The sequence below is a fragment of the Leeuwenhoekiella sp. ZYFB001 genome, assembly GCF_011784865.1.
GTDB lineage: Bacteria > Bacteroidota > Bacteroidia > Flavobacteriales > Flavobacteriaceae > Leeuwenhoekiella > Leeuwenhoekiella palythoae.
This window is the reverse complement of sequence record NZ_CP050460.1, coordinates 3,000,793-3,026,668: the sequence shown is the minus strand read 5'-3', so window position 1 is coordinate 3,026,668 and position 25,876 is coordinate 3,000,793. Positions and strand designations below refer to the sequence as shown.

Genomic DNA, 25,876 nt, shown 5'->3' with positions numbered 1-25,876 from the left:
CGAAAGTGTGACGGGATTTTTTTTGTGGCAAGCTTATTGTTAAAGTTTTATCGAATATTAATCATTAAAACTTTTCTTATGAAAAATTCACAAGAAAGCTCAAAAGTCGCTCGGCAAAGCGATAATCGAGCTGCAAGCAAGCACGACGTAAATTTACGTAAAAACAATGTGGTCCATTTTCAAGTGGGATTGATCTTGGCTTTAATTTTAGCAATTATTGTTATTGAGCTGAAGTCCCCCTTGCTCGCTCAAGAACCGCCAAAAATGAATGATGTTGCTGTGGTTTCCTTTAATGACGATTGGAATGAACCCATTCGTCGGGAGGTCAAAAAGCCTGAAGCGCCAAAACCGGTTGTAGTGTCTCCTGATGTTCCATCTATTGTAGACGAGGAGTTGCCGGAGACTTTAGAACTTGAAATTGAAACTCCAGAACCTACTTCAGAAGCGCCAGATCTTACGGATATTGAGCCTGTTCCTGACGATGAGCCTGTTGTATGGGTCCCTTTTATGGCTGTGGAAACTGTTCCTGTCTTTCCGGGTTGTGAGGGGTTAAAGAGCAATGCGGAACGCAAAGCCTGTATGCAAGAAAAAATGAATGCACACATCAGTAAAAATTTTGATACTTCTTTAGGCGATAAGTTTGGTCTTAAGGGAATGAATAAAGTAGATGTGCAATTTACCATTGATGAGTACGGTGAAATTATTGATCTCCAAACGCGAGCACCGCATCCTGCTTTAGAGAAGGAAGCTATACGTGTTATGGAAAAACTCCCTTCTATGGAACCGGGAAAGCAAAGAGATCGCAAAGTGCGTGTAATTTACTCTCAGCCCATTTGGTTTAAAGTTCAAAATTAGATGATATAGAACTACCTTTATAAAAAGCGTCTGCAACAAGTTGCAGACGCTTTTTTGTTTTTAGCAGTCTTCACTTTATCCGGCTTAGCTGCTTTTTAAAAAAATACTATCTTTCGTCTCCTAAATCTTTTGAATCCATGTCATTGAAGACTTTTGCTTTTGGTTGCGTATTGCTTATTTCAACTACAGGAATAGCGCAACTCATAAGCGGCAATTTTGAAAAATATCCTGTTTTTAGTTCGTGTGAGACGGTTGCTGCTGCAGATTCTAAAGACTGTTTTAATCAAACCCTTATCGCTAAAATAAAGATGGAGTTTAAAATTCCGCAGGATATTTTAGACACCAACTATAAGGGAGAGATGGTTGTGCTTTTTGAGGTGACAAAAGAAGGGGTATTTAAGGTGATCAATATTACTGCAGTATCTGAAGCTTTAAGAGAAGAACTTAAGCGTGTTTTTGATGAGCTTCCCAAAGTGAAGCCGGCGACCTATAATGGTAGGCCTACCTATATGCAGTTTAGTATGCCTATTCCTGTTCCTGAAGGGCTTCGGTCTGCGGCTGGTTTTTTAGAGGTTAACGATAAATCTTTCGGGGTAACACCGGTGCAGGATCTGGAATCTGAATACGACGCAATTAAAACATTGCCGTTTAAAAATAGAGAATACAACTCTGAGTTGTACATACCTTTTTCGCATCAGACCTACAGCAGATTTGATAAAGAGATGAATGCTGTTGGTACTAATGCGCATACTGCAGGGAAGCCTTTTATTTATTCCGAGGTTAATAAATATTATGACTTTAAAGAGAAGCGCGAAAGTCTGTATAAGGATAAGGAGTCTTGGTTTGGTCGTAAATTATGGAATGAACATATGGTGACGTTGCAGGGAGAAGACTACTGGTTTACGCTTGATCCAGCAGCAGATTTACAGTTGGGTTTTGAAACCGCAGATAACGATGATCAAAGTTTCACTTATAATAATACGCGGGCTTTAATTTTTCAAGGTGGACTAGGGGAGAAGCTCAATTTTTATACGGTCTTTTATGAGAGTCAAGGTACGTTTGCGGGTTATTTTAACCGCTATGCGCGTTCTATTGCTCCAGACGGCGGTAATCCTGCGATTGTACCGGGAAGGGGCGTAGCAGCAGAAGCTGCTGACGGTAATTTTGACTATCCGGTTGCAGAGGCGTATTTGTCGTATTCACCTAGTAAATATTTTAATTTTCAATTTGGTCACGGTAAAAATTTTATTGGTGATGGTTACCGCTCGTTACTTTTAAGTGATAATGCGAGTCCGTATCCCTTTTTTAAAATGAGTACTAGCTTTTGGAAATTTAAATATACCAACACTTGGATGTCCTTAAGAGATGTGCGCTCTGATGTTGTTGAAAATGGTTCTTTTAAAACCAAATTCATGGCCAATCACTACCTGAGTTTTAATGCGACCAAGCGATTAAATATAGGTCTCTTTGAGAATGTGATTTGGACTAACGATAACGATCGTGGTTTTGATCTTAATTATTTGAATCCAATTATTTTTTATCGGGCCATTGAATTTTCAACGGGTTCCCGCGGCGGAAATGCCCTAATAGGTTTGAGTGCGAAGTATAAGTTCAGCAATCAGTTTAATGCATACGCACAGGTGATCATAGATGAATTTTCTACAGGAGCTGTTTTCAGTTCTACTAAAAGTTTTCAGAACAAGCAGGGCGTTCAGTTAGGGGTGAAATATTATGATGCGTTTAATGTAGAGAACCTGCAACTGCAACTGGAGTTTAATCAAGTTCGGCCTTATGTATATAGCAATAATGAGATCATTTTAAATTATGGTCATAATAATCAGTCGATGGCGCATTTGTGGGGAGCTAATTTTAGAGAGCTCATTGCTATTGCGCGCTATCAAAATGATCGCTGGTACGGTACTGCTAAAGCCATTTATGGAAAACGTGGTTTTGAGATAGGGGATATTAATGATGTTTATTTTGGAGGAAGCATCTACGGAAATGATGAAAATATCCCGAGTGAATTTGGTATTGAAATCGGTCAAGGAAATACTGCGACAACACTCATTGGTAATGTAGAGCTGGGCTATATTGTAAATCCTTCAACCAATTTTAAATGCTACGCTAATGTGCTCTACCGAAACCACACGATAGATCAATTTGATCCCGTGAACCTTGAGGAAAGTACGGTCTGGGTGAATTTTGGGATTCGTACAGATATTTTTAACTGGTATTTTGATTATTAAACTATTATAAATGAAAGCAGCACTTTTAGGATTACTTATAATGATGAGTACTCTTGCAACATCTTGCAAAAACGAAACAACGCCTATGAAAGAATTTGATACCAATTTTGCTCATGTAGTGTATTTCTGGTTGAAAAATCCAGAGAGTCAAGAAGATCGAGGCGCTTTTGAAGCTTCTTTGAAGAAATTTTTAAGCACTAGCGATTATGCGCAAACTCAATTTATAGGTACGCCGGCCAATACGCCTCGAGAGGTGGTTGATAATAGCTGGACGTATTCTATCATTTTAACTTTTCCATCTAAAGAAATTCAGAATAAGTATCAGCAAGAACCCGTACACCTCAAATTTATAGAAGAGTCTGAGGATCTTTGGGAGCGTGTTCAGGTTTATGATGCTGTTGGTTTAGAGTGATTTGCCAAGGGTAATCGATCTGTACTTTTTGTGAAAACATACCCGGTTTTCAGTTAAGACCTTTTATTTCATTCTCATCTAAAACGGTGCTTTGTTGAGCGTTTATATTAAGTGTTGATTTGGTTGTGTAAAAGCACTTCGTGCAGTATCTTTGCACGACTTTTTAAAGCCCTTGAATAACACACTTTTGAGCCTCGTAGAAACCCATAAATCACCTTCATCTATCTGGATTGATTTTAAAGAAATCACTAAGATGCGGCTTGCCATTAGCGTGGTTTTTTCTAGTATGGCAGGTTATCTGTTGGGGGCGTACACTATAGATTGGGTTACTATTGCGATGCTTGCTGTTGGCGGATATTTAATGGTGGGCGCTTCTAATGCTTATAATCAGATTTTAGAAAAAGACCTCGATGCCTTAATGGATCGCACCAAAAATCGCCCGGTACCTTCCGGCCGAATGTCTGTGCGTACTGCTTTTGTGATCGCTTGCGTTTTTACTATTCTAGGATTAGTGACACTGTATTATATCAATCCTATTACCGCAGTTTTTGGGGGGATTTCAATATTTCTATACGTTTGCGTGTATACGCCTTTAAAGACTAAAACACCACTTTCTGTATTTGTAGGAGCATTTCCAGGGGCTATCCCTTTTATGATGGGCTGGGTTGCCGCAACAGGTGATTTTGGCATCGAAGCCGGAACCTTATTTATGCTTCAGTTTTTTTGGCAATTTCCGCATTTCTGGGCTATCGGCTGGTTTTTGTATGAAGATTATAAGAAAGGTGGATTCTTTATGTTACCTACCGGAAGACAAGACCGCGGTACGGCCGTGCAGGTGGTTCTGTACACGATCTGGACGATATTGGTTTCTCTAATTCCTGTTTTTGGCGTCACCGGCAGGTTGTATTTAACGCCTGTGTCGGCAGTGTTGGTAGGGATTTTAGGCCTTGTACTTTTATATTACGCCATTCGTTTATTCAGATTTAAAAATAATGTTACAGCAAAACGATTGATGTTGTCAAGTGTAAGTTATATCACCTTGATTCAGATCATTTATGTGGCTGATAAATTTTTGAGATAATGGATTATACTTCACAATCAGAACAAACTAAAATTGCACGTTCTAAAAAGATGATGCTTTGGTTTGGAATTATTAGTCTTTCCATGATGTTTGCCGGCTTGACTAGTGCATACATTGTAAGTAGTGAGCGTCGTGATTGGTTGCGTGATTTTGAATTGCCACAGGCGTTTTACATCAGTACATTTATAATTATACTCAGTAGTTTGACTATGCTTGTTGCCAAGCAAGCAGTTAAAACAAGTAAGAAAAGCTTAGCGACTATAATGCTGCTCCTCACACTAGGTTTGGGGATTGCCTTTGTGGTTTACCAGTTCATAGGTTTTGATCAGATTATTGCTAACGGTTATTTCTTTACCGGAAGTGAAAGCACCGTGACCACTTCTTTTATTTATGCTTTTGTAATTAGTCATATTGTGCACGTTGCAGCCGGATTAATAGTGTTGTTGGTCGTGATCGTGCAGCAATTGCGCAGGAAGTATACTAAAGATCAGATGCTTGGTTTATCTTTAGGGGCGACCTTCTGGCATTTTGTAGATATTCTCTGGGTCTACCTCTTCTTGTTTTTCATATTTGCAGACGATTTAATTCATTAACATTTGATCTCGCAAATACTAAGAATTCTTAAAAATTCTTTTTTTTGAATGGTTATAAATACCGATTATTGCTTTGAAAAGCATTTTTAAAATACCTATTTTTGCAACGCTTATAAACCCGATATTAAAATATGGACGCTACTGCTGTTAAAACAGGCACAGAAGGCAAAATTTGGGGAGGTGGAGAAGCTCAACCTCTCAAAGCTAGCTACGGAAAGATGATGATGTGGTTTTTCATTCTTTCTGATGCACTTACCTTTTCAGGATTTCTTGCCGCTTATGGATTTTCTAGATTTAAATTTGTTAACCAGTGGCCTATAGCCGATGAAGTGTTTACACACTTTCCGTTTTTACATGGTGTTGATGCGCCAATGTATTATGTGGCGTTAATGACTTTCATATTGATCTTTTCATCGGTAACTATGGTTCTTGCAGTTGATGCAGGGCATCATATGAAAAAGAACAAAGTAATATGGTATATGTTCTTTACCATTTTAGGTGGTTTTATATTCGTAGGTTCTCAAGCTTGGGAATGGGCGAATTTCATCTCAGGTGAGTATGGGGCAATTGAAACTAAAGGAGGTAAAATACTTCAAGTAGTTAATGCTGAAGGTGAGCAAGTAGCTCTGGAAAGTTTTGCTGTAGAATTACCAAGTGCCAGAACACAGCTTACCAAGAGCGAAGCATTATGGTATGAGTCAGAAAGTTCTATGCCTGATTTTGATCTTGCAGAAGTAGTTGAAGGCTTTAAAGCAAATCCAGATCTATTAATTCGTACACAATTACTTACCGAAGGAGGTGAGAAAACTATTCTTTCTCGTGAAGAGTCTCTTGCAAAATTAGAAAATGACGCAATGGGTGTTGTTCAGGGTGCAAACCTTATTCATAATGAGTACGGTCCACCACTTTTTGCAGATTTCTTTTTCTTCATCACAGGATTTCACGGATTCCACGTATTCTCGGGTGTGATCATCAACATCATTATTTTTATCAACGTGATCTTAGGTACTTATGAGCGTAGAGGAAGTTATGAGATGGTTGAGAAAGTAGGGTTGTACTGGCACTTTGTAGATTTAGTGTGGGTATTCGTATTTACATTCTTCTACTTAGTTTAATTATAAAGGATTTAAAAAATAGATAATGGCACACGACGCAACAAATCACGGATCAGCCACAAAAAGAATTTGGACGGTTTTTGCAATCCTTTCGGTTGTAACAATTGTAGAAGTTATTTTAGGTATCATCAGACCGGCATTTTTAGTGGAAACTCACTTACTGAGAATGCACTTACTTAACTGGGTCTTTATAATCCTTACTATTTATAAAGCATATTATATCACTTGGGCATTTATGCACATGGAGCACGAAACTAAAGGGTTACGTCGCTCTATTGTTTGGACAGCCATTTTCTTGATATGCTACTTGATCTTCATTCTTTTAACCGAAGGTGATTATATCTTTGACGTTTATGATGAAGGGTATATCAGCTGGGATTTCTAAACAGAACAAATTATAGAAAAAAAGACGGCAAGCGCCGTCTTTTTTTATGCCTTATTTCTTGAAAAGCGGTCTGTGATGTACCTTTGCAATCGCTATAAAATACAGCGTAAAAAGGTTGAGATGAAGAAGTTTATTGTACTAGGAGTGTTATTTATTCTGCCTATTGTTGCGTATCTCTTTTTTGCTTCTGGGGTACATAATTTTGCTAAACTTCCTGTTTTAGAAGAGCAGTTGCCGGAGTTGTCCCTTGATCAAAAGGTAAAGCTTCAAAATAAGATCACTGTACTTGGATTTTTAGGAAGTACTATCGAGCGGGAAGGAGGCGATCTTTTCAACTTAAATCAAAAGATTTTCAAGCCATTTGCTGCCTTTGATGATTTTCAGTTTGTGTATCTGGTGCCCGAGGAGATTGATGATGCAGCGTTAGAAAAAGTATCCTACGAACTTGGGCAATTAGTAGATTTGTCAAATTGGTATTTTATAAAAACTTCTCAAGAGCGTATAAATACAGTGTTCGACAATTTAAATACTCCATACAGTTTAGAGGCTGATGGCGGATCTCCATACATTTTTATCATCGATAAAGATCGTAACCTTAGAGGGCGGGATGATGATGAGGATTACGGAGTGTTGTATGGCTATGATAGTACTGACATCGCAGAGTTGGCTGATAAAATGAAAGATGATGTAAAGATTATTTTAGCCGAATACCGCCTGGCGCTGAAAAAGAATAATGCTGATCGCAAAAAATAAATGCTATGAATAGAAAAAAAACCTACATAGGAATTGCTGTCATCGTTTTGATTTTTGGAATCATTGTAATTCCAAAAATTATCGATAGGTCTATGCGCGGTGAGGTTGTAGATAACGATCGTCTCAATGTTGGGCAATTAGATACTCAGGAAAATGATGGTGAGCTGGCATATATCAATATAAATGGCGCTGATCGCAAAGTCCCGCATTTTGAGTTTATAGATCAGAATAGAGATACGATCACAGAGGATACTTATAAGGGTAAAGTCTTTTTAGTGGAATTTTTCTTCACAAGTTGCCCTACTATTTGCATCCCGATGAACAAAAATCTCGTACTTATACAAAACAAGTTTCAAGACAACCCTGACTTTGGTATTGCAAGTTTTAGTATTGATCCTGAGCACGACACTCCAGAAGTTTTAAAGGAGTATACTGAAAGTTATGGAATCACCGATCCTGACTGGCATTTGATGACCGGAGACCGTAAAGAGATTTACGAGCTGGCTAACGTGGGCTTCAACCTTTTGGCGCAGGAAAATCCAAATATTGAAGGTAATTTTCAGCATTCAGGATTGTTTGCTTTGGTAGATCAAAATGGTTTTATTCGTTCGCGTAGAGATGAATTCGGAAATCCGCTGATCTACTATAGAGGTTTCATTCCGTATGGAGCGCCAGAAGTGGAAGGTGAAGAAACTTCACAAATCGATATTTTGATAGAGGATATTAATAAGTTGCTTAATAAGAACAAGAAATAAATGGAGAATCTGGCTCAAAAAGAAAAAGTATATAATCGGTGGATTATTGCATTGTCTATCGCAATTCCTGTGGCTGTTGCGTTTTTGTTTACCATTCGTATTCCTAATGTGCCTAGATTAGGCTTTTTGCCGCCTACCTATGCTGCAATCAATGCGCTCACCGCGATATTGCTATTTTCCGCAGTGATTCAGATTAAAAAAGGAAACCGCAAATTACACGAGCGATATATAAAAATCTGTATCGTGCTTTCGGTGATTTTCCTGGTTTTGTATGTTTTATATCACGCAACATCAGATTCTACTAAATTTGGAGATGCTAATCTAGACGGAATAGTGTCAGAAGCTGAAAGCGCCGCGGTGGGCATCTATAAATACATTTATTATTTTATCCTCATATCTCATATACTTCTATCTATTGGAGTGATTCCTTTTGTTTTGGTGACTTATGTGAGAGCTATGTTAGGTAAATTTGCACTACACCGAAAGATTGCACGCATCACGTTTCCTATATGGCTGTATGTTGCCGTAACAGGAGTGATCGTATATTTTATGATTTTTCCGTATTATCCTGCTTAAATTGAATGCTATGAAACGTTTCTTACTCACTGTACTTTTTGTTGTAGTTAGTTTTGCAGCTAATGCCCAATGCGCTATGTGTCGAGCGGTTTTAGAAAGTGAGACCGATAACAGTATGGCAGAAGGCGTAAACAATGGAATTATCTATTTGGCAGCAATTCCGTACTTATTAATGGGTGGTTTGATTTGGTTTATTTATAAAAGCCGAAAGAAGGCAAATAAAGGAGCTTAAGAGCTATTCAAATTATTTTCTTCCTGTTTTCGTGTAACAAATGATAGGTTTTTGGGTCTATTAAACAGATAAGCGTTAAAAATTTAACGTTCGTCAATACACTTAACCATCACTTGTTTATGATCACCATTAAAGATTTGCATAAATCTTATACCATGGGAACAAATTCTCTTCATGTTCTCAAGGGTATTAATTTTTCGGTTCAAGAAGGCGAACTCGTTTCTATTATGGGTTCATCAGGTTCAGGAAAGTCTACGCTACTTAATATTTTAGGAATGCTAGATGAGGCCGATCAAGGTTCTTACACACTTGATGGGGTTCCTATTAAAAATCTTAATGAGAAAATTGCAGCCCAATACCGCAATAAGTTTCTTGGCTTTATTTTTCAGTCCTTCAATCTAATCAACTATAAAAGCGCCCTAGATAATGTAGGTATGCCGCTGTATTATCAAGGAATGAAGCGTAAAGAACGCACGGAAAAAGCCATGGCATATTTAGAGAAAGTAGGATTGGCAAACTGGGCGCATCATATGCCTAACGAACTTTCCGGAGGTCAAAAGCAGCGAGTTGCTATCGCCAGAGCTTTAGCTAGTGATCCTAAAGTCCTGCTGGCAGATGAACCTACCGGTGCATTAGACACCAAAACCAGCTACGAAGTGATGGATCTTATTCAGGGAATTAACGATGAGGGTAAAACTATTCTTATCGTAACGCACGAAGACGATATCGCCCATATGACTAAACGTATTGTAAACCTCAAAGACGGTCTTATAATCGATGACGCCCCGGTAAATCAAATACGAGCTGCAAGTCATGTTTAGTCTGGAGCGCTGGCAAGAAATACTCGAAACGATATCTAAAAACAAACTGCGTACGTTTTTAACCGGACTGTCTGTGGCATCGGGAATTTTCATTCTGGTCATTCTTCTGGGTTTTGGTCAAGGAATGCAAAACGGAATCAGCGCCGAATTTCAGCGGGATGCTGCAAATAGAATTTCGGTTTATAGCGGGGTTACATCAATGGGGTATAAAGGGCTCAATCCTGGGCGTTTCATTGAGATGACCAATGATGATTATAATTACCTGATCACAAAATATGAAGATGATATCGAATTTAAATCTTCGGTCTATCGCATCTGGAGCGGAACGTTAAACTACGGTAATGAAAGCGGAAGCTATCGCGTAGAAGGTGTTTATCCCGATTATCAATTTTTAGAAAACGAAAATCTTGTTGCGGGCCGCTATATCAATTATGATGATCAGCGCTTAAAATCCAAGATTATGGTTATTGGTAATAAGGTGCAGCAAGATCTTTTTGCAGGCAAAAGTGCCGTTGGTGAATATGTTCAAATCAATGGAATCAATTTTAAAGTCGTTGGAGTGTATTCAGATCCTGGAGGTGAGCGCGAAGAAACCCGTGTATTTGTCCCGCTTTCGACTTCGCAGCGTGTTTTTGGAGGAGCAGACAAAGTGCGCAATCTGGGATTCACACTAAAACCCCAGGAGAATTTTGAAGATGCTCTGGCGCAATCGCTTCAGTTTTCTGCAGAAATAGAAGAATTTTTAAAAGAGCGCCACTTGGTTGCTCCCGAAGATACGAGTGCGATCAATGTCAATAATACATTAGAGAGCGCCAAACGATTTTATGATCTAATTGGGATGATCAAAACCTTTTTCTGGGTAGTAGGTATTTGTACCATAATTGCCGGAGTGGTTGGGGTAAGTAATATTATGCTCATCATCGTAAAAGAGCGCACTAAGGAAATTGGTATTCGCAAGGCGCTAGGTGCACAACCTCTATCTATAATCGGGATGGTGTTGCACGAATCTATTTTTGTTACGGCAATAGCGGGCTTTACCGGTCTTATTTTGAGTATGGCCTTGCTTGAAGTGCTTGGTCCTAATATGCAAATGGATTATATCAAAAATCCGTCTGTAAACTTTAATGTTGCGATTACCACAGTGTTTATTTTGGTGTTTGCCGGGGCGTTGGCGGGCTTTGTGCCTGCGTGGAGAGCCGCACGCATTAAACCCATAACTGCCCTTCGGGAAGAATAACTTAAGCGTATGTTTAGTAAAGATCGTTGGGATGAAATTATTGAAGCACTAAGCCGAAATTGGTTTAGAACTGCTCTTACCGCTTTTGGAGTGCTCTGGGGAATCTTTATTTTGGTAGTACTTCTCGCCGCCGGAAAGGGGTTGGAAAACGGAGTCAAAAAGGATTTCGGAGGTATTGCCACAAACACGATGTTTATGTGGACGCAGACTATCTCTAAACCCTATAAAGGCTTACCTAAAGGCCGAAGATTTAATTATGATCTTGACGATGTAGCAGCTTTAAAACAGAATATACCACAGTTGCGGTTTGTATCGCCGCGAAATCAGCTAGGAGGTTTTGGAGGTGCAAACAATGTGGTTCGTGGCCTGAACTCCGGGGCATTTAATGTGTATGGCGACTATCCTGAATATATAGAGCAGCAACCTATGAATATCACTTCGGGGCGTTTTATGAATTACGGCGATATTCAGCAAAAGCGTAAAGTTGCGATCATTGGAGAAGGTGTAAAAAATGCGCTTTACGATAAAGGGGAAGAACCCATTGGTACATACATCAAGATCAATGGTGTCAACTTTATGGTGGTTGGGACTTACGCTAAAGTGGCAAGCGAAGGCGATTCCGAAGAAAATCAAAAGGAGATTTATGTACCGTTTACGGCTTTTTCTCAGGCATTCAATATGGGTAATCGCGTGGGATGGATGGCCGTTACCGCAAAAGATGGTTTTTCTATCACGGCATTAAAGCCTAAAGTTTTTGATGTGATCAAGTCACGTCATAGCATTCACCCGGAAGATGAGCGCGCCATAGGTAATTTTGACCTTTATGAACAATATCAAAAAGTAGACGGACTCTTTATAGCGCTGAAGATCGTGGCTTATTTTGTGGGGATTTTGGTATTGCTTTCGGGTATTATTGGGATCAGCAATATTATGCTCATCGTTGTCAAAGAACGTACAAAAGAGATAGGAATACGCCGTGCCTTAGGTGCGAGCCCTTGGTCTATCCGCGGGCAAATTTTAATGGAATCTGTGTTTTTGACCATTATTTCAGGAATGGTTGGGATTTCTCTAGGAGCAGCATTGATTTATGTACTTAATAAAATTCTTGATGCAAACGGCCCTGTAGAGATGTTTGCAAATCCTAGTGTTGATTTAGGAACAGTGATTACAGCACTATTTATTCTAATATTCTCTGGACTCTTAGCCGGTTTTATTCCTGCTCAGAATGCCATAAAAGTTAAACCCATAGATGCTTTGCGCACCGAATAACAATTTCATCAATAAAACGAATATCTAATCCATGAAAAAATCTGTTACTATTGTTGTCCTGGCAGTTATTGCTGTCATTTTTATAGGATCACTTTACTATTTGTACCAAAAAAATCAGGAAGATCCTGTGGTCTATACTACTGAAAGTCCGTCTACGCAAACCATCGTTAAAAAAACGGTAGCTACTGGAAGCATTGTTCCTCGTGAAGAAGTGTTGATCAAGCCAAATATTTCTGGGATTATAAAAGAAATTCTTGTCGAAGCAGGACAGTTTGTTGAAGCCGGTGATCTACTGGCGCAAATAGAGGTCGTGCCTAACGCATCGTCTTTGGTAAGTTCGCGCAATACGATTCAGACTGCAAAAACAAATCTGGAAACCGCTAAGCTTACGCTAGAAAATCAAGAAAGCATTTATCAAAGACAAAAAACACTATTTGATAAAGGTGTAGTAAGTGCCAATGATTTTGATAACAGTCAGCGGGAGTATAATCAGGCGGTACAAAACTATAAGCAACAACAGGTAAGTCTGGCGAGTGCGCAGCAAAACTATGATATCGTAAAAACAGGAACTACTACTGGTTTGGGCAATAACGCTACTACTTCAGTGCGTGCTACGATAACCGGGATGGTTTTAGAAGTTCCTGTTAAAGAAGGGAATCAGGTGATCGAGTCTAACAACTTTAATGATGGGACTACCATTGCCTCTTTAGCTAACGTAAACGATATGATTTTTGAAGGGAAAGTTGACGAAAGTGAAGTAGGTAAAATAAAAGAAGACCTTCCGCTAGAGATCACTGTGGGTGCTATTGAAAATAAAAAATTTGATGCCACTTTAGATTATATCGCTCCTAAAGGAGTAGCAGAAAATGGCGCAATTCAGTTTGAAATAAAAGGAACGTTGGCTAAAAAAGATTCCACTTTTATTCGTGCAGGATTGAGTGCCAATGCTTCTATAATTCTTGAGCGAGCAGACGATGTTTTAGCGATCAAAGAAGCTTTAGTGCAATACGATTCTAAAACGCAGGAGCCTTTTGTAGAGGTTGAGGTCGGTGAGCAAGAATTTGAAAAACGAGACATTAAACTGGGGGTTAGCGACGGTATTTATGTTGAAATTTTAGATGGAGTTTCAGCAGATGACAAGATCAAAGTTTGGAATGCAGTTAAGCCTGCTCAAAGTTTTTAACAAAATATAAAACCTATTGTGTAACACTTTATTCTTAAGTACTACATATCATACAGAAATTAAATCATGAGAAACGCAATACTCTTTTTTATTTTAGTTTTTTCGGTAGCTTCTGGTTTTTCACAGAAAAAGTGGACGCTGCAAGAGTGTATTCAGCGCGCTTTAGACGAAAACATCCAGATTCGTCAGGCACAGCTTGATGTTGAGGCGGCTGCTTTAGACAAATCTGATGCAGACGGTAGCTTTTTACCTACCTTAAATGCAAACGCTTCAGTTTCAGAAAACACCGGTTTGAACTTTGATCCTACGAGTAACCTGGCAACTACAACGCAGTTCTTGTCAGCGAGTGGTGGAATCAACACTTCTTATAATCTTTTTGACGGACTTCGAAACTTCAAGCAAGTACAGCGTGCAAAGCTTTCGGCTTTAGCTGCACAATACGGCTATGAGAAGCTTGAAGATGATATTGCGCTCAATGTGGCTAACGGCTACCTTCAGGTAATATTAAATAAAGAAAATTTAAAGGTGTTACGCTCGCAAAACGAAGTGACGCAGCAACAGCTTCAACAAACTACTGACCTTGTAGAAGGTGGCGTTGCGCCAAGAGGTGATTTGCTTGAGGTACAGGCACAAAATGCTAACGAAGTTCAAAATATTGTGGCAGCAGAAAATGCGGTGCAGATCTCGTTAATAAGTCTTGCGCAAACTTTGTTGATCAGAGATTATAAAAACTTTGATATTGCAGATGGTGATTATCAGATTTACGGTGAAGACGTATTGCTAAAAACCCCAGCTGAAATTACAGATGCTGCTAAAGAGGAGCGTTATGAGGTTAAAATCGCTGAAAATAATCTGGAATTGGCAGAGAAGGATGTAGAGATCGCTAAAGGTGCTGCCTGGCCTACACTTTCAGCTTTCTTTGGGTACAGCACGCGATACTCTGAGCAAGATGTTTTAAACTCGTTTCAAGAGCAGTTGTATTTAAATGACGGGGTTTCTTACGGGCTGCGTTTAAATATTCCTATTCTTAATGGTTTTCAGACGAGAAATAATGTACGCCGAAGCAAGATCGCTGCAGACCGTGCGGCTATAAATTTAGAGCAGGCACAGTTAGATTTAGAATCTACCGTGTATCAGGCTTATTTAGATGCCAAGGGTGCGCTTAAAGCTTTTGAAGCTGCACAAACCGCTGTAGAATCTCAGGAGTTAGCATTCTCATACTCTCAAGATCGCTATGAGGTGGGGCTGATCAATGCTTTTGATTTTAGCCAATCTAAACAACGTTTTGACAATGCGCAGATCGACCTGAATCGCGCAAAATATGATTATATATTCAAGCTGAAAGTACTCGAATTGTATTTTGGAGTTCCAGTTGAGGAGCTAAAATTCTAATTACAAAACGATCGCTTTCTCGTAATAAGTAAAAGATGAATAGAAAGACCCTTATCATTATTCTGGTTGTAGCAGTTGTTTTAATTGCTGCATTAATTGGTGGAAAAAAAGCCGGATTGTTTGGTAAAACCGGCGAATTTAAGCCTGTGGAAACTCAGGAGATCGCCTTGGCGAGTGTTGTAGAAACCGTTGCTGCTACCGGAAAAATTCAGCCGGAAACTGAGGTTAAAATTTCTTCTGAAGTTTCAGGGGAGATTATAGAACTTCCGGTTGTTGAAGGGCAGCAGGTAGAAAAGGGAGATCTTCTGGTGCGCATCAACCCAGATTTGATTCAATCTGCCCTAACGCAAGCACAGGCATCTTTACAGAATGTAAAAGCGAATCAAGCCCAATCTGAAGCTGCACTAAAAGTGGCTAAAGCGAATTATGAGCGTAATCAAAAATTGTTTGAGAAAGGGGTTATTTCACGGTCAGAGTGGGATCAATCGATCTCTGATTATGAGATTGCGCAAGCCAATGTGAAATCGGCTTTCTATAACGTACAAAGTGCTGCGGCAAATGTGAATCAGTCTCGCGATAACTTATCGCGTACCAGCATCTATGCGCCTATTAGCGGAACGATCTCTAAACTTGATGTAGAATTGGGAGAGCGCGTTGTGGGAACTCAGCAAATGGCCGGTACCGAAATGATGCGCGTAGCAGATTTAGGCAATATGGAAGTTGAGGTAGATGTAAATGAAAATGACATTGTAAAAATCAATATAGGTGATTCTACCCGTGTGGAGGTTGATGCTTATCTTAAAAAGCGATTTAAAGGCGAAGTAACAGAGATCGCTAATTCTGCTGAAAGTAACCTGACCGCTGATCAGGTGACCAACTTTAAAGTCAAAGTACGCATTTTAGAAGAATCCTATAAAGACCTGGTTGAAGGGAAACCTGAAGCGTATTCGCCGTTCAGACCGGGAATGACAGCGACGGTTGATATCATCACCAATAGAGTTGATGATGCGATTTCAGTGCCTATCAGCGCTATTGTGATTAAAAATGATACTACAGCGACCACCGGTTTTGGAACCAGTCAATACGAAGCAGTTTTTGTCAAAAACGGAGATAAAGCTTCTTTAAAACGCATCAAAACCGGAATTCAGGATGATTCTAATATCGTAGTTTCAGAAGGTCTAGAAACCGGTGATGAGGTAATTACAGGGCCTTACAATACGGTGACCAAATTACTTAAGGACGGAGATATGGTTGAGGTTAAAAAAGATGCTAAATTTGGTGCCTCAGAAGAAGACTAAATTATGGCGCTTATACTTTGCTTAGAAACTACAACTACTAACTGTTCTGTAGCCCTTTCTCGTGACGGAAATGTTATCGCGTTAAAAGAGGATATGGGGCTTAATTACAGTCACGCAGAGCGCTTGCATCAGTATATTGATGCGGTGTTGGCAGAAGCAAGTCTAAACAAGCAAGATTTAGATGCTGTTGCGGTTAGCAAAGGCCCGGGATCTTATACCGGTCTTCGTATAGGAGTGAGCAGTGCTAAAGGTTTATGTTTTGCTTTAGACATTCCTCTAATTGCTACAAATACGCTCAAGGCGTTAGCAATGCAAGCAGATACCACAGATGTGCGGACTATTATCCCGGTGCTTGATGCCCGTAGAATGGAAGTTTATAGGGCAATTTTTGATACCGAATTTAAAGAGCTTCGGGGGATCGAAGCGCAAATTATTGAAGAAGACTCCTTTCAAGAACAACTCACTAATGGAAGGTGCCTATTTATAGGAAATGGTGCCGAAAAGTTAAAAGGTATTTTAAACCATACTAATGCGCATTTTGCTACCGAAGCATTGCCTTCAGCACGTGAAATGGCACATTTAGCCGAAGCCAAACATAAAATAAGCGACACCGAAGATGTCGCTTATTTTGAACCTTTTTATTTGAAAGACTTTTTAGTAACCAAGTCTAAAAAATAATAAGTTATTCTTTACTGCTAAATGTCGCACCACTTTCATTAAAAACATGTACATCGCGTTGTGGAAACGGAATAACAATACCTTTATCTTCAAGACGTCTTTTACCTTCTTCAAGAATATACCAGTGCAATGCCCAGTAATCGTCATTAGTCGCCCAGAAGCGTAGTGACATATTCACGGAACTATCTGCAAGTTCGGTAACTACGATCATAGGTTCCGGATGTGGATCGTGTAAAACAGTCTCTTGCTCGTTTACAAGCTCTAATAAAATATCTTTAGCAAGTTTAATATCGCTGTCATAAGAGATTCCCCAAGTCTGGGCATTTCTTCTGATACCTAAAGAAGAATAGTTGATGATGTTGTCATTAGAAAGTTTTCCGTTAGGGATCACGGCTTCCTGATTGCCGAAGGTAACCAAGCGTGTGTTGAAAATTGAGATTTCCTTTACAGAACCGTCAACACCCTGAGCAGAGATCCAATCGCCTACTTTAAACGGGCGCAATAATAAGATGAGAACTCCACCGGCAAAGTTTGCTAATGATCCTTGCAGTGCAAGACCAATTGCCAAACCAGCGGCACCAATTACAGCGACTAAAGATGCAGATTCAACGCCTAGTTGGGTAACAACTAAAACAAAAAGTAAAATCTTTAAGGTCCAATTGATCAGGTCTGCGATAAACTTTTCTAAAGTTGCGTCGTAATCTTTTTTAGCGAAGAATTTTTTTACAAGCCTGTTGATCATTTTAATGATCCAAAGACCTATGAACAGCGTTAAAACTGCCCCGATCAAACTCGGAATAAAATCTATAATCTTAGCGCCAAATCTTGAGGCGTAATCTTCCCATTGGGTAATGTCAAAATCCATAAATAATTTTTTAGTTTCTGCAAAGGTCACAGATAGGTGGCATAAATAAAAAATACGAGTGTTTAAATATCGTTAATTGTTAAAACCTTAATAGTTTTTGGGAGGTGCGGTATTTTAATAGGTAATCAAATATTGATAACAATAAAAAATCCCGCTATTGCGGGATTTTAAATACTTATAAATGCAAAGTGTTACTTGACTTCAAAAGTGATCTTTACGTTCACTCTGAATTCTGAAACCGTATCGCCGGTTACTACAGCGCTTTGCTCATTTACGTAAACAGAGCGAATATTTTTTACGGTTTTTGAAGCTTCTTTCACTGCATTTGCTGTGGCCTGTTCCCAACTTTTGTTAGAACTTGCCAATACTTCGATTACTTTTAAAACTGCCATAATTATTAGTTTAGTTAATTTCTAAGTCGAAATTTGAATATACAATAATCTAAGCGGTTATAAAAGAGAATGTATTGTTAATGTGTTAACCGTTTATAGCTTCTACACTATTGATCTTTCCGCGTAGCATTTCTTTGAGCATCGTTTCAATACCGTTCTTCAACGTGAAGGTAGAAGAAGGGCAACCACTACAAGCCCCTTGCAGAATCACTTTTACATTTTTTGATTCAGGATCATAATGTTTAAAAAGAATATTACCACCATCGCTCGCAACTGCAGGCTTCACATATTCTTCAATAATATTGGCGATTTCTTTTGAGGTATCATCGAGCGCTTCAAACTCCACTTCTTTTTGCTGTTCAACAGCTTGAGGCGTTTTTTTGAAATTTTCAGAAACGATTTCTTTACCTTCTTCAATGTAGTTTTTAATAAACTCACGTACTTCCTGAAAAACATCATCCCACTCGGCCACTTCATATTTTTGAACACTCACGTAGTTAGAGTCCATAAAGACTTCCTTCACAAAAGGAAAATGAAATAATGCCAAAGCCAATGGAGCATTTTTTGCCTCATCAATATTCTTGAACTCTAGTGTTTCGGTTACGATCTTTTTATTAGTGACAAATTTAAGTACTGCAGGGTTCGGCGTACTTTCTGCATAAACTGTTACGGGAATCTTCTTGGCAGCAGCGGCATCTTCAATGATCACCACACCGTTGTCGTTTAAAAAGTTCTCAATCTGACCTGAAAGTTCATCTTGAATATCAATCCATTCTACGATATTAAATTTTTCGATCGCAATAAAATTTTGCGCGATGTATACCGTTTTTACAAATGGAAGGTAGAATAATTGCTGGGCTAGTGGAGAATTCTTTGCTTCATCAATATTCTTAAATTCATAACTGTTATGATCTACCAGAAATGAATTAGCCTGAAATTTTTTAATCGCAGGATTAGAAGTAGGTTCTATAGTGATATTAAAAGTACTCATGGTTTTATTTTGTGCAAATTTAACTAATTTATAAGTGCTGCTCCTTTTTTTAGTCGTGTATCATGCCATCTCCTTATATTATTTATTTAGATTTACAAGGTTAACGTTTTATAAAACTGAGCTATAAAAAGCCGAAGATTATTTTGAGAAAAGTACTACTCTTAATTTGCTTAGTGTGTGGTTTTTATGCAAGAGGTCAAGAGGGTATTCCTGTATATTGGGATTACCTTACCGAAAATCTTTATCTGTTGCACCCCTCAATGGCCGGCGCTGCAAATGCTAATCAAATACGACTTACCGGGCGTCAACAATGGTTTGATGTTGAAGATGCGCCTAATTTGTATACGGCTGCGGTAAACGGTAGAGTAGGAGAAAAGGTAGGTTTAGGAATGCAGCTATTTTCTGATGAGAATGGTAATTTTTCTCAGCGTGGTGTTTATGGGACGTTTGCTTATCATTTATTGCTATCGCGTAATTATGTTGATTTAAACCAACTTTCTTTTGGTGTAAGTGTGGGGCTTATGCAAAACACACTCGACGAAAGCAGTTTTGATCTTACCGATTTTGATCCTATAATAAGCGGTGGGAGTCAAACAGATAACTACTTTAATGTAGATATCGGGATGTCGTATTATTTTCTGGATTTTTGGGCGCACGCTACTGTGAAGAATGTGCTTCCGCGAAATAGAGCGATGTTTACAGCTTTAGAGTCTACTGATCAACGCCGGTATTTAGCTTCTGCGGGGTATGTTTTTGGAAAATTAAACAGTCCGTGGAGTTATGAACCTTCAGTGATGTTTCAGGCAACAGATGAAACGCAGGAAGTTTCTGTTGATATCAACGGAAAAGTCTACCGCAAGTTTGACTGGGGTAAGCTCTGGGGCGGTTTGTCGTACAGAAGAAATCTAGACGGAGCGCAGTACTTGAATAGCGACGGAGACTTAGAAAGTCAAAAATCGCAGTATTTAACCCCATTTCTTGGTGTCACCTATAAGCGCTTTTTAGTGGGCTATACCTATACCTATCAGCAGAATGATATTATGCTGTCTAATGGATTTCATCAGATTACCTTAGGCTACGATTTTGGCGAGCGTCGCGAACCTTATGAATGTAATTGTCCTGCCGTAAATTAAAAATCAAGAAAAGAAACGCTTCGGTTTACAGGTACATCTTCGGTAAGCGCTTTTAGCACTTCAATTGAAGAATTGCTGAATAAGTTATGCTTTCCTTCCTTTTCACTTTCAAAAAGCAACTTGTTTTCACTTAGAATACGTTCTGTTTGTTTAGCCACAGCTTGACCGCTATCTATGATCTGAACGTGCTCAGGAAGTATTTTCTTTAAAACCGGTATTAAATACGGGTAGTGGCTGCAACCCAAAACCAGATAATCGATATTTTGATCCATCATGGGTTGAACGTAGCTTTTGAGTAGTTTAAAAAGTTCTTCAGAATGCAATTTGCCGCTTTCAATAAGTTCAACGAGACCAGTACCTATTACTTCAATTACATTTAGGTCTGTGGTATATAAGCTAGAGGTTCGGGCAAACAGGGCGCTGCTGAGGGTGCCTTTGGTGGCAAGTATCCCGATGGCTTTGGTTTTTGAAGCTAAAGCAGCAGGTTTAATGGCGGGTTCGATCCCAATGAAGGGGATGGCATAATTAGCGCGTAGAACGTCAATGGCATTGGTTGTAGCGGTGTTACAGGCGACCACAATAATCTTACAGTCTTGACTGATGAGGTATTCTGTATTTTTAATGGAAAGCGATAGAATATCTTCTTTGGAGCGTTCTCCATACGGTGCATTTTTGATATCTGCTAAATAGATCGTGTCTTCCTGTGGAAGTTTATCTACAATTTCTTTCCATATCGAAGTGCCGCCTACGCCACTGTCAAAAACGCCTATCGGGTGCTTGTGTTGCATAGGCCAAATATAAAAAGCCCTTCTGAATCAACAGAAGGGCTTTTGAAAATTATAAGCTTTTTAAAGTATTAGATACCTAATTCTTTTTTAACGTCAGCCATTAGATCGTATCCGTCAGCAAGGATAAGACCAGTACCGGTTGTGCTGTCTAGTACATACTTATATCCTTTAGCACGTGCTACTTTTTGAATTGCTGTACGCGCTTTTTCTACGATAGGTTGTAGCGCTTCAGATTCTTTTTTCTGTAGATCTCTAAGTGCATTTTGACGATACTCCATAATTTTATTACGAGTTTGCTCTACCTCTGCTTGACGCTGTAAGTTAGTCTCGTCAGTTTGACTTTGAGCTTCATTACCATAACGCTCCATAGTTTTCTTAAGCTCATTTGCCATTGTGTTCATTTCAGCATCGTAAGAATTCTGAAGTTTCTCTAAGTCAGCTTGAGCTTTCTTGTATTCTGGCATTGAAGTTAATAATTCTTGAGTTGCAATATGCGCTACTTTAGAATCCTGAGCTTGAACAAATCCTGTTGTTCCTAAAATTAAAGCTAAGGCTACAACTAGGGTTTTAACGTGTTTCATTTTAGTAATATTAAGTGTTATAATTATTTAAGTTTTAGGTGCCAATTATGACCTGTTGACAAGGTTTAATTTATAGAGTCTTTTACTTTTTTTCTTGCTTCTAATATAGAGTCTCTTCTGCGTTGACGCTCTTCTAATAATTTTTGTCTGCGCGCTTCGTACTCTGCTTTACGAGCTGCTTGAATAGAATCTCGCGTTGCTTTACGCTCTGCGATGATCTGTTCTCGCTCTGTTTGTTGCGCTTGCGCTTCTGCTTCGCGTTCTTCTCGCTCATTTACCTGATCTAAGGTTAAGGCTTCGTCGCGCTTCAATTCTTCTTTGTCAGCTCTAGAGTTTACTTGCGTGCGTTTTGAGGAACGCTTGATGCTTAATAAAATTTGATCGCTAATATCGTGTCTTTTATTTGCATACAGCATCACTAAGTCTGAAGATTTGTCTAAGACAAAGTCATATTGTCTTGCTTCAGCAATCTCCTGAACCGCATTAAATACCTGATCTTGAATAGGCTCAACTAAAATGCTGCGCTGTTTCATCAAATCACCTTCAGGGCCAAAACGCTTCTGCTGGTATTGTAAAACTTCATTTTCAACGAACTTGATCTCATCTTCACGCTCCTTGATCAACTCTTGAGTGAGCAGTACACGCTCGTTCTCGAGCGCTTTTTTCATTTGATCAATCTCTTTGGTGCGCTTTTCAATTTCCGTTTTCCAGTCGGCTACGCGCTTATCTAGTTGCGCTTGAGCTTCCTGATACTCGGGGACATTTTCTAAGATGTAATTCATGTCTACATACCCTATACGAATACTACGTTGTGCTTCTGCGGTAAGCCCTAAGAAAATGAGGGCGATACTAAGAAAAATAACGTTGTTTTTCATATGCAATTAGAGTATTAGAAAATATCGTGCCAAAATTAAAACTGCTGTCCAATTATAAAGTGCGTCTCCCATCCGTTAGGTCCACCAACGGTTCCTGGAATAGGATCAAACCCGTACCCAAAATCAATACCTAGTAAACCAAAGGCTGGCATATAAATACGTACCCCGGCACCGGCAGATCTGTTCATTAAGAACGGATTATAGTCTCTAAAATTGTCGAACGAAGATCCGGCTTCAGCAAACATCAATGCATAAATAGACGCAGAGGGTTTCAAAGTTATAGGATATCTAAGTTCAAATTCAAATTTATTAAAAATAGTTGCACCTGTGTTTCCATTTAAAGTACTTGCCTCATCGCGGTCTAATGGAACTACAGATTGGTTTGGATAACCACGTAAACGAATTACCTCACGACCATCTAGTGCATAACCACCCAGACCATCACCACCTAAGAAGAAACGGTCAAACGGAGGAATACCACGATCGTTATTATAAGCTCCTAAGAAACCAAAATCTACTTTAGAACTCAAGACTAATTTACCAACTAAAGAAGTAAACCACTGTCCTTCAAATTTAACTTTATAATATTCTAACCAGTTAAAACGCTCTTGATCAATTTCTGCTACACGGTCATTATTTCCGTTTTCTACAGCGGCTGCGCGATCATCTGCAAGTTCTTTATAATCGGTTCCATTCCAAAGAGAATAAGGTGGCGTTAACTTAGCTGTAAGGCTGAATCGTGATCCTGTTCTTGGGAAAATAGGGTTGACATCCCCTTCGTTACGCGAAATACCAATGGTGTATGCTAGGTTTTCAGAAGAACCGTTTCCGAAGGTAAATAAACCTACATTATAATTTTTTAGATCAAAATGCTGAAAGCTTATCGCATGTGAAATGGTAAAGTAGTTATCTGGCACTTCTAGACGTTTAGCAAGGCCTAACGATCCACCCGTGATCAAAAAGCGGCGGTCACGATCTACATTAGCACCTGAAGTACCATAGTTGTACAGATATTGCACACTATGAGAAAAACTCATTTGCAATTGCACCGGCTTTTTACCACCTAACCAAGGCTCTGTTAACGAGGCACTGTAGGTTTGATAGAATGTACTCGCTTGCGCTCTTAAGCTGAATTTTTGCCCATCTCCCATAGGAAGCGGCTGGTATGCGTCTTTGTTAAACAAATTCTGGATAGAGAAGTTGTTGAATGAGAGTCCTAAGGTTCCTACAAAACCACCACCACCATAACCACCTTGTAGTTCGATTTGGCTAGCTCCTTGCTCTTCTAAAGCATAGTTGATATCAATAGTACCATCATAAGGGTTCGCATTTAAAAACTGCGGGTTTAAAGTTTCAGGGTTAAAGAATCCTGTTTGACCCAATTCTCGGGTTGTTTGTAAAACAGCGGCCTGGCTGTAACGTTGACCCGGTTTAGTACGAAGGTTTCGGTAGATTACGCGGTCTTTAGTTTTGTCGTTTCCTGAAATGGTGATGCGGTCAAAATACGCAAGTTTACCTTCGGTAATTCTAATTTCAAAATCAATGGTGTCATTCTCAACATTGGTTTCCACCGGGTTGATAGAGGAGAATAAATAACCACTGTTTTTATAAAGGTTTGAAAGGTCGTCTGCGTTAGGGTCACCATCCTTAGAGATACGTTCTTTCAATAAAACCCCGTTGTAAACATCGCCTTTTTCAAGACCTAATTGTCTTGCTAGTTCACGATCTGAATACACCGTGTTCCCTAAGAAATCAATATCTCCAATGTAATATTTATCACCTTCTTCAACACTTAATTTAAGCGTGATCAAATCTTCACCGCTATGAATTAAGGTGTCTGAAACGATACGCGCATCTCTAAAACCACGCTCTTTGTATTTGTCAACCACAGAAACTTTGTCTTCTGCAAAATTCTCAGGGATGTACTTTGAGCGTTTCCAGAAGCGTAATAAGCGCTTCTCTTTTGTGTTTTTCATCGCTTTGCGCAGCTTTGCGTCAGAAAGTTGCTCATTGCCAATAAATTCAATGTCTTCAATTTTAACGCGATCACTCAAATTAACATTGACTAACATATCTACCTTTTGCGTTTCGGCGGTATCTGTAGCCGGACGCGTGATGATGTTAACCTTAGAGTTTAAATACCCTTGTTCTTTGTATTTATTCTCAATGTAAAATTTGGTTTTTGTGATCAGGTTTTCGGTCACCTTAGTGCCTTTTTTAAGATCATTGTCCTTGATGATGTCTTTAGCCTTCTTTTCTTTGATACCGTTGATGGTAACTTTATTAAGCTCAGGAACTTCTTCAATTTCAAATTTAAGATCAACCACGTCACCGTTAATTGTAGCATACAAATTGATGTCGCTAAAGAGATCTAGGTCCCACAAGCGCTTGATGACATTACTGATACGGTCTCCCGGTAAATACACCTGTTCCCCGGCACGTAAACGGGTAAATGCGATCACCGTTTGCTCGTTGTATTGTTTTGCACCCACTACAGAAATCTCTCCTATAGTATACTGTTTACCGTTAGAAACGGGTAAATCTTCTTGGGCAATTGCGGTTGTAAAAGTTAGGCAGTTTAATAAAAAGGCCAGGAACAGGCCTGCTTGTTTAGGCATCTGCTTAATTAATTTGCTCGCTCGTCTTTCCAAATCGTCGTTCTCTTTTCTGATAATTATAAATTGCTTCGTACAGATGTTTTCTTGTAAAATCAGGCCATAGTACAGGTGTGAAATATAACTCTGCATAGGCGATTTGCCATAATAAAAAATTACTTATCCGCTGCTCTCCGCTTGTGCGAATAAGTAAATCAACATCAGGCATATCGTGAGTATACAAATGCTCCTTAATGACTGACTCATTTATTGAATGTGGCGAAATTAAGTTTTTTTTAACTTTATGACTGATGTCTTGTATAGTTTTTACTAACTCCTCGCGAGACCCGTAGCTGAGCGCAAGGGTAAGCTTAAGGCGTGTATTATTCTTAGTCTTTTCAATAACTTCTTTGAGTTCGCGTTGTGCTTTTTCGGGCAAGTTATTGAGACTTCCAATGGCAGATAAGGAGATGTTGTTGTCTTGTAAGGTTTTGATTTCCTTTTTAAGAGAAGAAACCAAAAGATTCATCAACGTATCCACCTCAAGTTTAGGACGGTTCCAGTTTTCGGTAGAAAAGGCGTAGAGCGTAACAAATGCTACACCTAGTTCTGCGCAGGCTTCAATGGTTTCCCGTACAGCTTTAGTCCCTTTTTTATGACCTTTTACACGCAGAAGTCCTTGATTTTTAGCCCAACGACCGTTACCGTCCATTATCACGGCAATATGCTTAGGGAGCTTATGTTGATCTATTTCGTCTAAAAAATCCATTATTCGT

Annotated in this window: 27 protein-coding genes; 19 read left to right on the top strand and 8 right to left on the bottom strand. The window is 39.2% G+C overall.

Going from position 1 to position 25,876, the window contains the following annotated elements; genetic code table 11:
* Nucleotides 1–78: 78 nt before the first annotated feature.
* The 18 genes from HCN54_RS13105 to tsaB all read left to right on the top strand — a co-directional run bounded on the left by HCN54_RS13105 (nt 79) and on the right by tsaB (nt 16,881).
* Nucleotides 79–855, top strand: coding sequence for an energy transducer TonB (locus tag HCN54_RS13105; RefSeq protein WP_167598141.1), 777 nt, complete (start codon nt 79–81; stop codon nt 853–855).
* Nucleotides 856–992: 137 nt separating this feature from the next.
* On the top strand, nt 993–3,101 hold the full coding sequence (locus HCN54_RS13100) for a gliding motility protein RemB (protein ID WP_167598140.1): 2,109 nt from the start codon (nt 993–995) through the stop codon (nt 3,099–3,101).
* 10 nt (nt 3,102–3,111) lie between these two features.
* Nucleotides 3,112–3,513, top strand: coding sequence for a Dabb family protein (locus HCN54_RS13095; RefSeq protein ID WP_167598139.1), 402 nt, complete (start codon nt 3,112–3,114; stop codon nt 3,511–3,513).
* A gap of 187 nt (nt 3,514–3,700) precedes the next feature.
* The gene (gene cyoE / locus HCN54_RS13090; RefSeq protein ID WP_167598138.1) at nt 3,701–4,594 is read left to right on the top strand and encodes a heme o synthase; all 894 of its coding nucleotides are present in this window, start codon (nt 3,701–3,703) and stop codon (nt 4,592–4,594) included.
* Nucleotides 4,594–5,187: a heme-copper oxidase subunit III gene (locus HCN54_RS13085; RefSeq protein WP_167598137.1), complete on the top strand. Its 594-nt coding sequence runs from the start codon at nt 4,594–4,596 to the stop codon at nt 5,185–5,187. The genes cyoE and HCN54_RS13085 overlap by 1 nt, the downstream gene beginning before the upstream one ends.
* Before the next feature lie 131 nt (nt 5,188–5,318).
* Nucleotides 5,319–6,302: a cytochrome c oxidase subunit 3 gene (locus HCN54_RS13080; protein WP_167598136.1), complete on the top strand. Its 984-nt coding sequence runs from the start codon at nt 5,319–5,321 to the stop codon at nt 6,300–6,302.
* Between the two features lie 25 nt (nt 6,303–6,327).
* Nucleotides 6,328–6,687 (top strand): cytochrome C oxidase subunit IV family protein, encoded by a 360-nt coding sequence (locus HCN54_RS13075; RefSeq protein ID WP_072983134.1) that lies wholly within the window; start codon nt 6,328–6,330, stop codon nt 6,685–6,687.
* 120 nt (nt 6,688–6,807) lie between these two features.
* Nucleotides 6,808–7,440 carry a hypothetical protein gene (locus HCN54_RS13070; RefSeq protein WP_167598135.1) on the top strand — a complete coding sequence of 211 codons (633 nt, stop codon included), beginning with the start codon at nt 6,808–6,810 and terminating at the stop codon, nt 7,438–7,440.
* A gap of 5 nt (nt 7,441–7,445) precedes the next feature.
* The gene (locus HCN54_RS13065; RefSeq protein ID WP_167598134.1) at nt 7,446–8,195 is read left to right on the top strand and encodes an SCO family protein; all 750 of its coding nucleotides are present in this window, start codon (nt 7,446–7,448) and stop codon (nt 8,193–8,195) included.
* Nucleotides 8,196–8,771 carry a DUF420 domain-containing protein gene (locus tag HCN54_RS13060; RefSeq protein ID WP_072983139.1) on the top strand — a complete coding sequence of 192 codons (576 nt, stop codon included), beginning with the start codon at nt 8,196–8,198 and terminating at the stop codon, nt 8,769–8,771.
* Nucleotides 8,772–8,781: 10 nt separating this feature from the next.
* On the top strand, nt 8,782–9,003 hold the full coding sequence (locus HCN54_RS13055) for a hypothetical protein (protein WP_167598133.1): 222 nt from the start codon (nt 8,782–8,784) through the stop codon (nt 9,001–9,003).
* Between the two features lie 119 nt (nt 9,004–9,122).
* Nucleotides 9,123–9,824, top strand: a complete 702-nt coding sequence (locus tag HCN54_RS13050; RefSeq protein WP_072983142.1) for an ABC transporter ATP-binding protein — start codon at nt 9,123–9,125, stop codon at nt 9,822–9,824.
* Nucleotides 9,817–11,061, top strand: coding sequence for an ABC transporter permease (locus tag HCN54_RS13045; protein ID WP_072983144.1), 1,245 nt, complete (start codon nt 9,817–9,819; stop codon nt 11,059–11,061). Before HCN54_RS13050 ends, HCN54_RS13045 begins: the two co-directional genes overlap by 8 nt.
* Nucleotides 11,062–11,070: 9 nt before the next feature.
* On the top strand, nt 11,071–12,330 hold the full coding sequence (locus HCN54_RS13040) for an ABC transporter permease (RefSeq protein WP_167598132.1): 1,260 nt from the start codon (nt 11,071–11,073) through the stop codon (nt 12,328–12,330).
* A gap of 31 nt (nt 12,331–12,361) precedes the next feature.
* Nucleotides 12,362–13,513, top strand: a complete 1,152-nt coding sequence (locus tag HCN54_RS13035) for an efflux RND transporter periplasmic adaptor subunit (protein ID WP_167598131.1) — start codon at nt 12,362–12,364, stop codon at nt 13,511–13,513.
* A 66-nt stretch (nt 13,514–13,579) separates the two neighbouring features.
* Nucleotides 13,580–14,905 carry a TolC family protein gene (locus HCN54_RS13030; protein WP_167598130.1) on the top strand — a complete coding sequence of 442 codons (1,326 nt, stop codon included), beginning with the start codon at nt 13,580–13,582 and terminating at the stop codon, nt 14,903–14,905.
* 35 nt (nt 14,906–14,940) lie between these two features.
* Nucleotides 14,941–16,203 (top strand): efflux RND transporter periplasmic adaptor subunit, encoded by a 1,263-nt coding sequence (locus tag HCN54_RS13025; RefSeq protein WP_167598129.1) that lies wholly within the window; start codon nt 14,941–14,943, stop codon nt 16,201–16,203.
* 3 nt (nt 16,204–16,206) lie between these two features.
* Entirely contained in the window at nt 16,207–16,881 is a 675-nt protein-coding gene (gene tsaB / locus HCN54_RS13020) for a tRNA (adenosine(37)-N6)-threonylcarbamoyltransferase complex dimerization subunit type 1 TsaB (RefSeq protein WP_167598128.1), read from the top strand.
* 4 nt (nt 16,882–16,885) lie between these two features.
* On the opposite strand, the gene HCN54_RS13015 is transcribed toward tsaB, so the two are convergent.
* The 3 genes from HCN54_RS13015 to HCN54_RS13005 all read right to left on the bottom strand — a co-directional run bounded on the left by HCN54_RS13015 (nt 16,886) and on the right by HCN54_RS13005 (nt 19,129).
* Complete coding sequence (locus HCN54_RS13015; RefSeq protein WP_072983840.1) at nt 16,886–17,746, bottom strand: mechanosensitive ion channel family protein; 861 nt, start codon at nt 17,744–17,746, stop codon at nt 16,886–16,888.
* Between the two features lie 191 nt (nt 17,747–17,937).
* Nucleotides 17,938–18,138, bottom strand: coding sequence for a dodecin family protein (locus HCN54_RS13010; RefSeq protein ID WP_072983154.1), 201 nt, complete (start codon nt 18,136–18,138; stop codon nt 17,938–17,940).
* Between the two features lie 85 nt (nt 18,139–18,223).
* Nucleotides 18,224–19,129 carry a NifU family protein gene (locus HCN54_RS13005; RefSeq protein WP_167598127.1) on the bottom strand — a complete coding sequence of 302 codons (906 nt, stop codon included), beginning with the start codon at nt 19,127–19,129 and terminating at the stop codon, nt 18,224–18,226.
* 137 nt (nt 19,130–19,266) lie between these two features.
* Between HCN54_RS13005 and HCN54_RS13000 the strand changes: the two genes are divergently transcribed.
* Nucleotides 19,267–20,262: a type IX secretion system membrane protein PorP/SprF gene (locus HCN54_RS13000; RefSeq protein WP_167598915.1), complete on the top strand. Its 996-nt coding sequence runs from the start codon at nt 19,267–19,269 to the stop codon at nt 20,260–20,262.
* On the opposite strand, the gene murI is transcribed toward HCN54_RS13000, so the two are convergent.
* The 5 genes from murI to HCN54_RS12975 all read right to left on the bottom strand — a co-directional run bounded on the left by murI (nt 20,259) and on the right by HCN54_RS12975 (nt 25,869).
* Nucleotides 20,259–21,050: a glutamate racemase gene (murI, locus tag HCN54_RS12995; RefSeq protein WP_167598126.1), complete on the bottom strand. Its 792-nt coding sequence runs from the start codon at nt 21,048–21,050 to the stop codon at nt 20,259–20,261. The genes HCN54_RS13000 and murI overlap by 4 nt on opposite strands.
* Before the next feature lie 68 nt (nt 21,051–21,118).
* Nucleotides 21,119–21,631 carry an OmpH family outer membrane protein gene (locus tag HCN54_RS12990; protein ID WP_072983161.1) on the bottom strand — a complete coding sequence of 171 codons (513 nt, stop codon included), beginning with the start codon at nt 21,629–21,631 and terminating at the stop codon, nt 21,119–21,121.
* A gap of 65 nt (nt 21,632–21,696) precedes the next feature.
* Complete coding sequence (locus HCN54_RS12985) at nt 21,697–22,506, bottom strand: OmpH family outer membrane protein (protein WP_167598125.1); 810 nt, start codon at nt 22,504–22,506, stop codon at nt 21,697–21,699.
* A 35-nt stretch (nt 22,507–22,541) separates the two neighbouring features.
* Nucleotides 22,542–25,124: an outer membrane protein assembly factor BamA gene (gene bamA, locus HCN54_RS12980; protein WP_175546498.1), complete on the bottom strand. Its 2,583-nt coding sequence runs from the start codon at nt 25,122–25,124 to the stop codon at nt 22,542–22,544.
* A 4-nt stretch (nt 25,125–25,128) separates the two neighbouring features.
* Nucleotides 25,129–25,869, bottom strand: coding sequence for an isoprenyl transferase (locus HCN54_RS12975; protein ID WP_072983165.1), 741 nt, complete (start codon nt 25,867–25,869; stop codon nt 25,129–25,131).
* Nucleotides 25,870–25,876: the final 7 nt, after the last annotated feature.

What these genes read in the sequence shown, in the direction of transcription:
- HCN54_RS13105 (WP_167598141.1), top strand. Translation starts at nt 79, where the DNA reads ATGAAAAATTCACAAGAAAGCTCAAAAGTCGCTCGGCAAAGCGATAAT.
- HCN54_RS13100 (WP_167598140.1), top strand. Translation starts at nt 993, where the DNA reads ATGTCATTGAAGACTTTTGCTTTTGGTTGCGTATTGCTTATTTCAACT.
- HCN54_RS13095 (WP_167598139.1), top strand. Translation starts at nt 3,112, where the DNA reads ATGAAAGCAGCACTTTTAGGATTACTTATAATGATGAGTACTCTTGCA.
- HCN54_RS13085 (WP_167598137.1), top strand. Translation starts at nt 4,594, where the DNA reads ATGGATTATACTTCACAATCAGAACAAACTAAAATTGCACGTTCTAAA.
- HCN54_RS13080 (WP_167598136.1), top strand. Translation starts at nt 5,319, where the DNA reads ATGGACGCTACTGCTGTTAAAACAGGCACAGAAGGCAAAATTTGGGGA.
- HCN54_RS13075 (WP_072983134.1), top strand. Translation starts at nt 6,328, where the DNA reads ATGGCACACGACGCAACAAATCACGGATCAGCCACAAAAAGAATTTGG.
- HCN54_RS13070 (WP_167598135.1), top strand. Translation starts at nt 6,808, where the DNA reads ATGAAGAAGTTTATTGTACTAGGAGTGTTATTTATTCTGCCTATTGTT.
- HCN54_RS13065 (WP_167598134.1), top strand. Translation starts at nt 7,446, where the DNA reads ATGAATAGAAAAAAAACCTACATAGGAATTGCTGTCATCGTTTTGATT.
- HCN54_RS13060 (WP_072983139.1), top strand. Translation starts at nt 8,196, where the DNA reads ATGGAGAATCTGGCTCAAAAAGAAAAAGTATATAATCGGTGGATTATT.
- HCN54_RS13055 (WP_167598133.1), top strand. Translation starts at nt 8,782, where the DNA reads ATGAAACGTTTCTTACTCACTGTACTTTTTGTTGTAGTTAGTTTTGCA.
- HCN54_RS13050 (WP_072983142.1), top strand. Translation starts at nt 9,123, where the DNA reads ATGATCACCATTAAAGATTTGCATAAATCTTATACCATGGGAACAAAT.
- HCN54_RS13045 (WP_072983144.1), top strand. Translation starts at nt 9,817, where the DNA reads ATGTTTAGTCTGGAGCGCTGGCAAGAAATACTCGAAACGATATCTAAA.
- HCN54_RS13040 (WP_167598132.1), top strand. Translation starts at nt 11,071, where the DNA reads ATGTTTAGTAAAGATCGTTGGGATGAAATTATTGAAGCACTAAGCCGA.
- HCN54_RS13035 (WP_167598131.1), top strand. Translation starts at nt 12,362, where the DNA reads ATGAAAAAATCTGTTACTATTGTTGTCCTGGCAGTTATTGCTGTCATT.
- HCN54_RS13030 (WP_167598130.1), top strand. Translation starts at nt 13,580, where the DNA reads ATGAGAAACGCAATACTCTTTTTTATTTTAGTTTTTTCGGTAGCTTCT.
- HCN54_RS13025 (WP_167598129.1), top strand. Translation starts at nt 14,941, where the DNA reads ATGAATAGAAAGACCCTTATCATTATTCTGGTTGTAGCAGTTGTTTTA.
- tsaB (WP_167598128.1), top strand. Translation starts at nt 16,207, where the DNA reads ATGGCGCTTATACTTTGCTTAGAAACTACAACTACTAACTGTTCTGTA.
- HCN54_RS13015 (WP_072983840.1), bottom strand. Translation starts at nt 17,746, where the DNA reads ATGGATTTTGACATTACCCAATGGGAAGATTACGCCTCAAGATTTGGC.
- HCN54_RS13010 (WP_072983154.1), bottom strand. Translation starts at nt 18,138, where the DNA reads ATGGCAGTTTTAAAAGTAATCGAAGTATTGGCAAGTTCTAACAAAAGT.
- HCN54_RS13005 (WP_167598127.1), bottom strand. Translation starts at nt 19,129, where the DNA reads ATGAGTACTTTTAATATCACTATAGAACCTACTTCTAATCCTGCGATT.
- murI (WP_167598126.1), bottom strand. Translation starts at nt 21,050, where the DNA reads ATGCAACACAAGCACCCGATAGGCGTTTTTGACAGTGGCGTAGGCGGC.
- HCN54_RS12990 (WP_072983161.1), bottom strand. Translation starts at nt 21,631, where the DNA reads ATGAAACACGTTAAAACCCTAGTTGTAGCCTTAGCTTTAATTTTAGGA.
- HCN54_RS12985 (WP_167598125.1), bottom strand. Translation starts at nt 22,506, where the DNA reads ATGAAAAACAACGTTATTTTTCTTAGTATCGCCCTCATTTTCTTAGGG.
- bamA (WP_175546498.1), bottom strand. Translation starts at nt 25,124, where the DNA reads ATGCCTAAACAAGCAGGCCTGTTCCTGGCCTTTTTATTAAACTGCCTA.
- HCN54_RS12975 (WP_072983165.1), bottom strand. Translation starts at nt 25,869, where the DNA reads ATGGATTTTTTAGACGAAATAGATCAACATAAGCTCCCTAAGCATATT.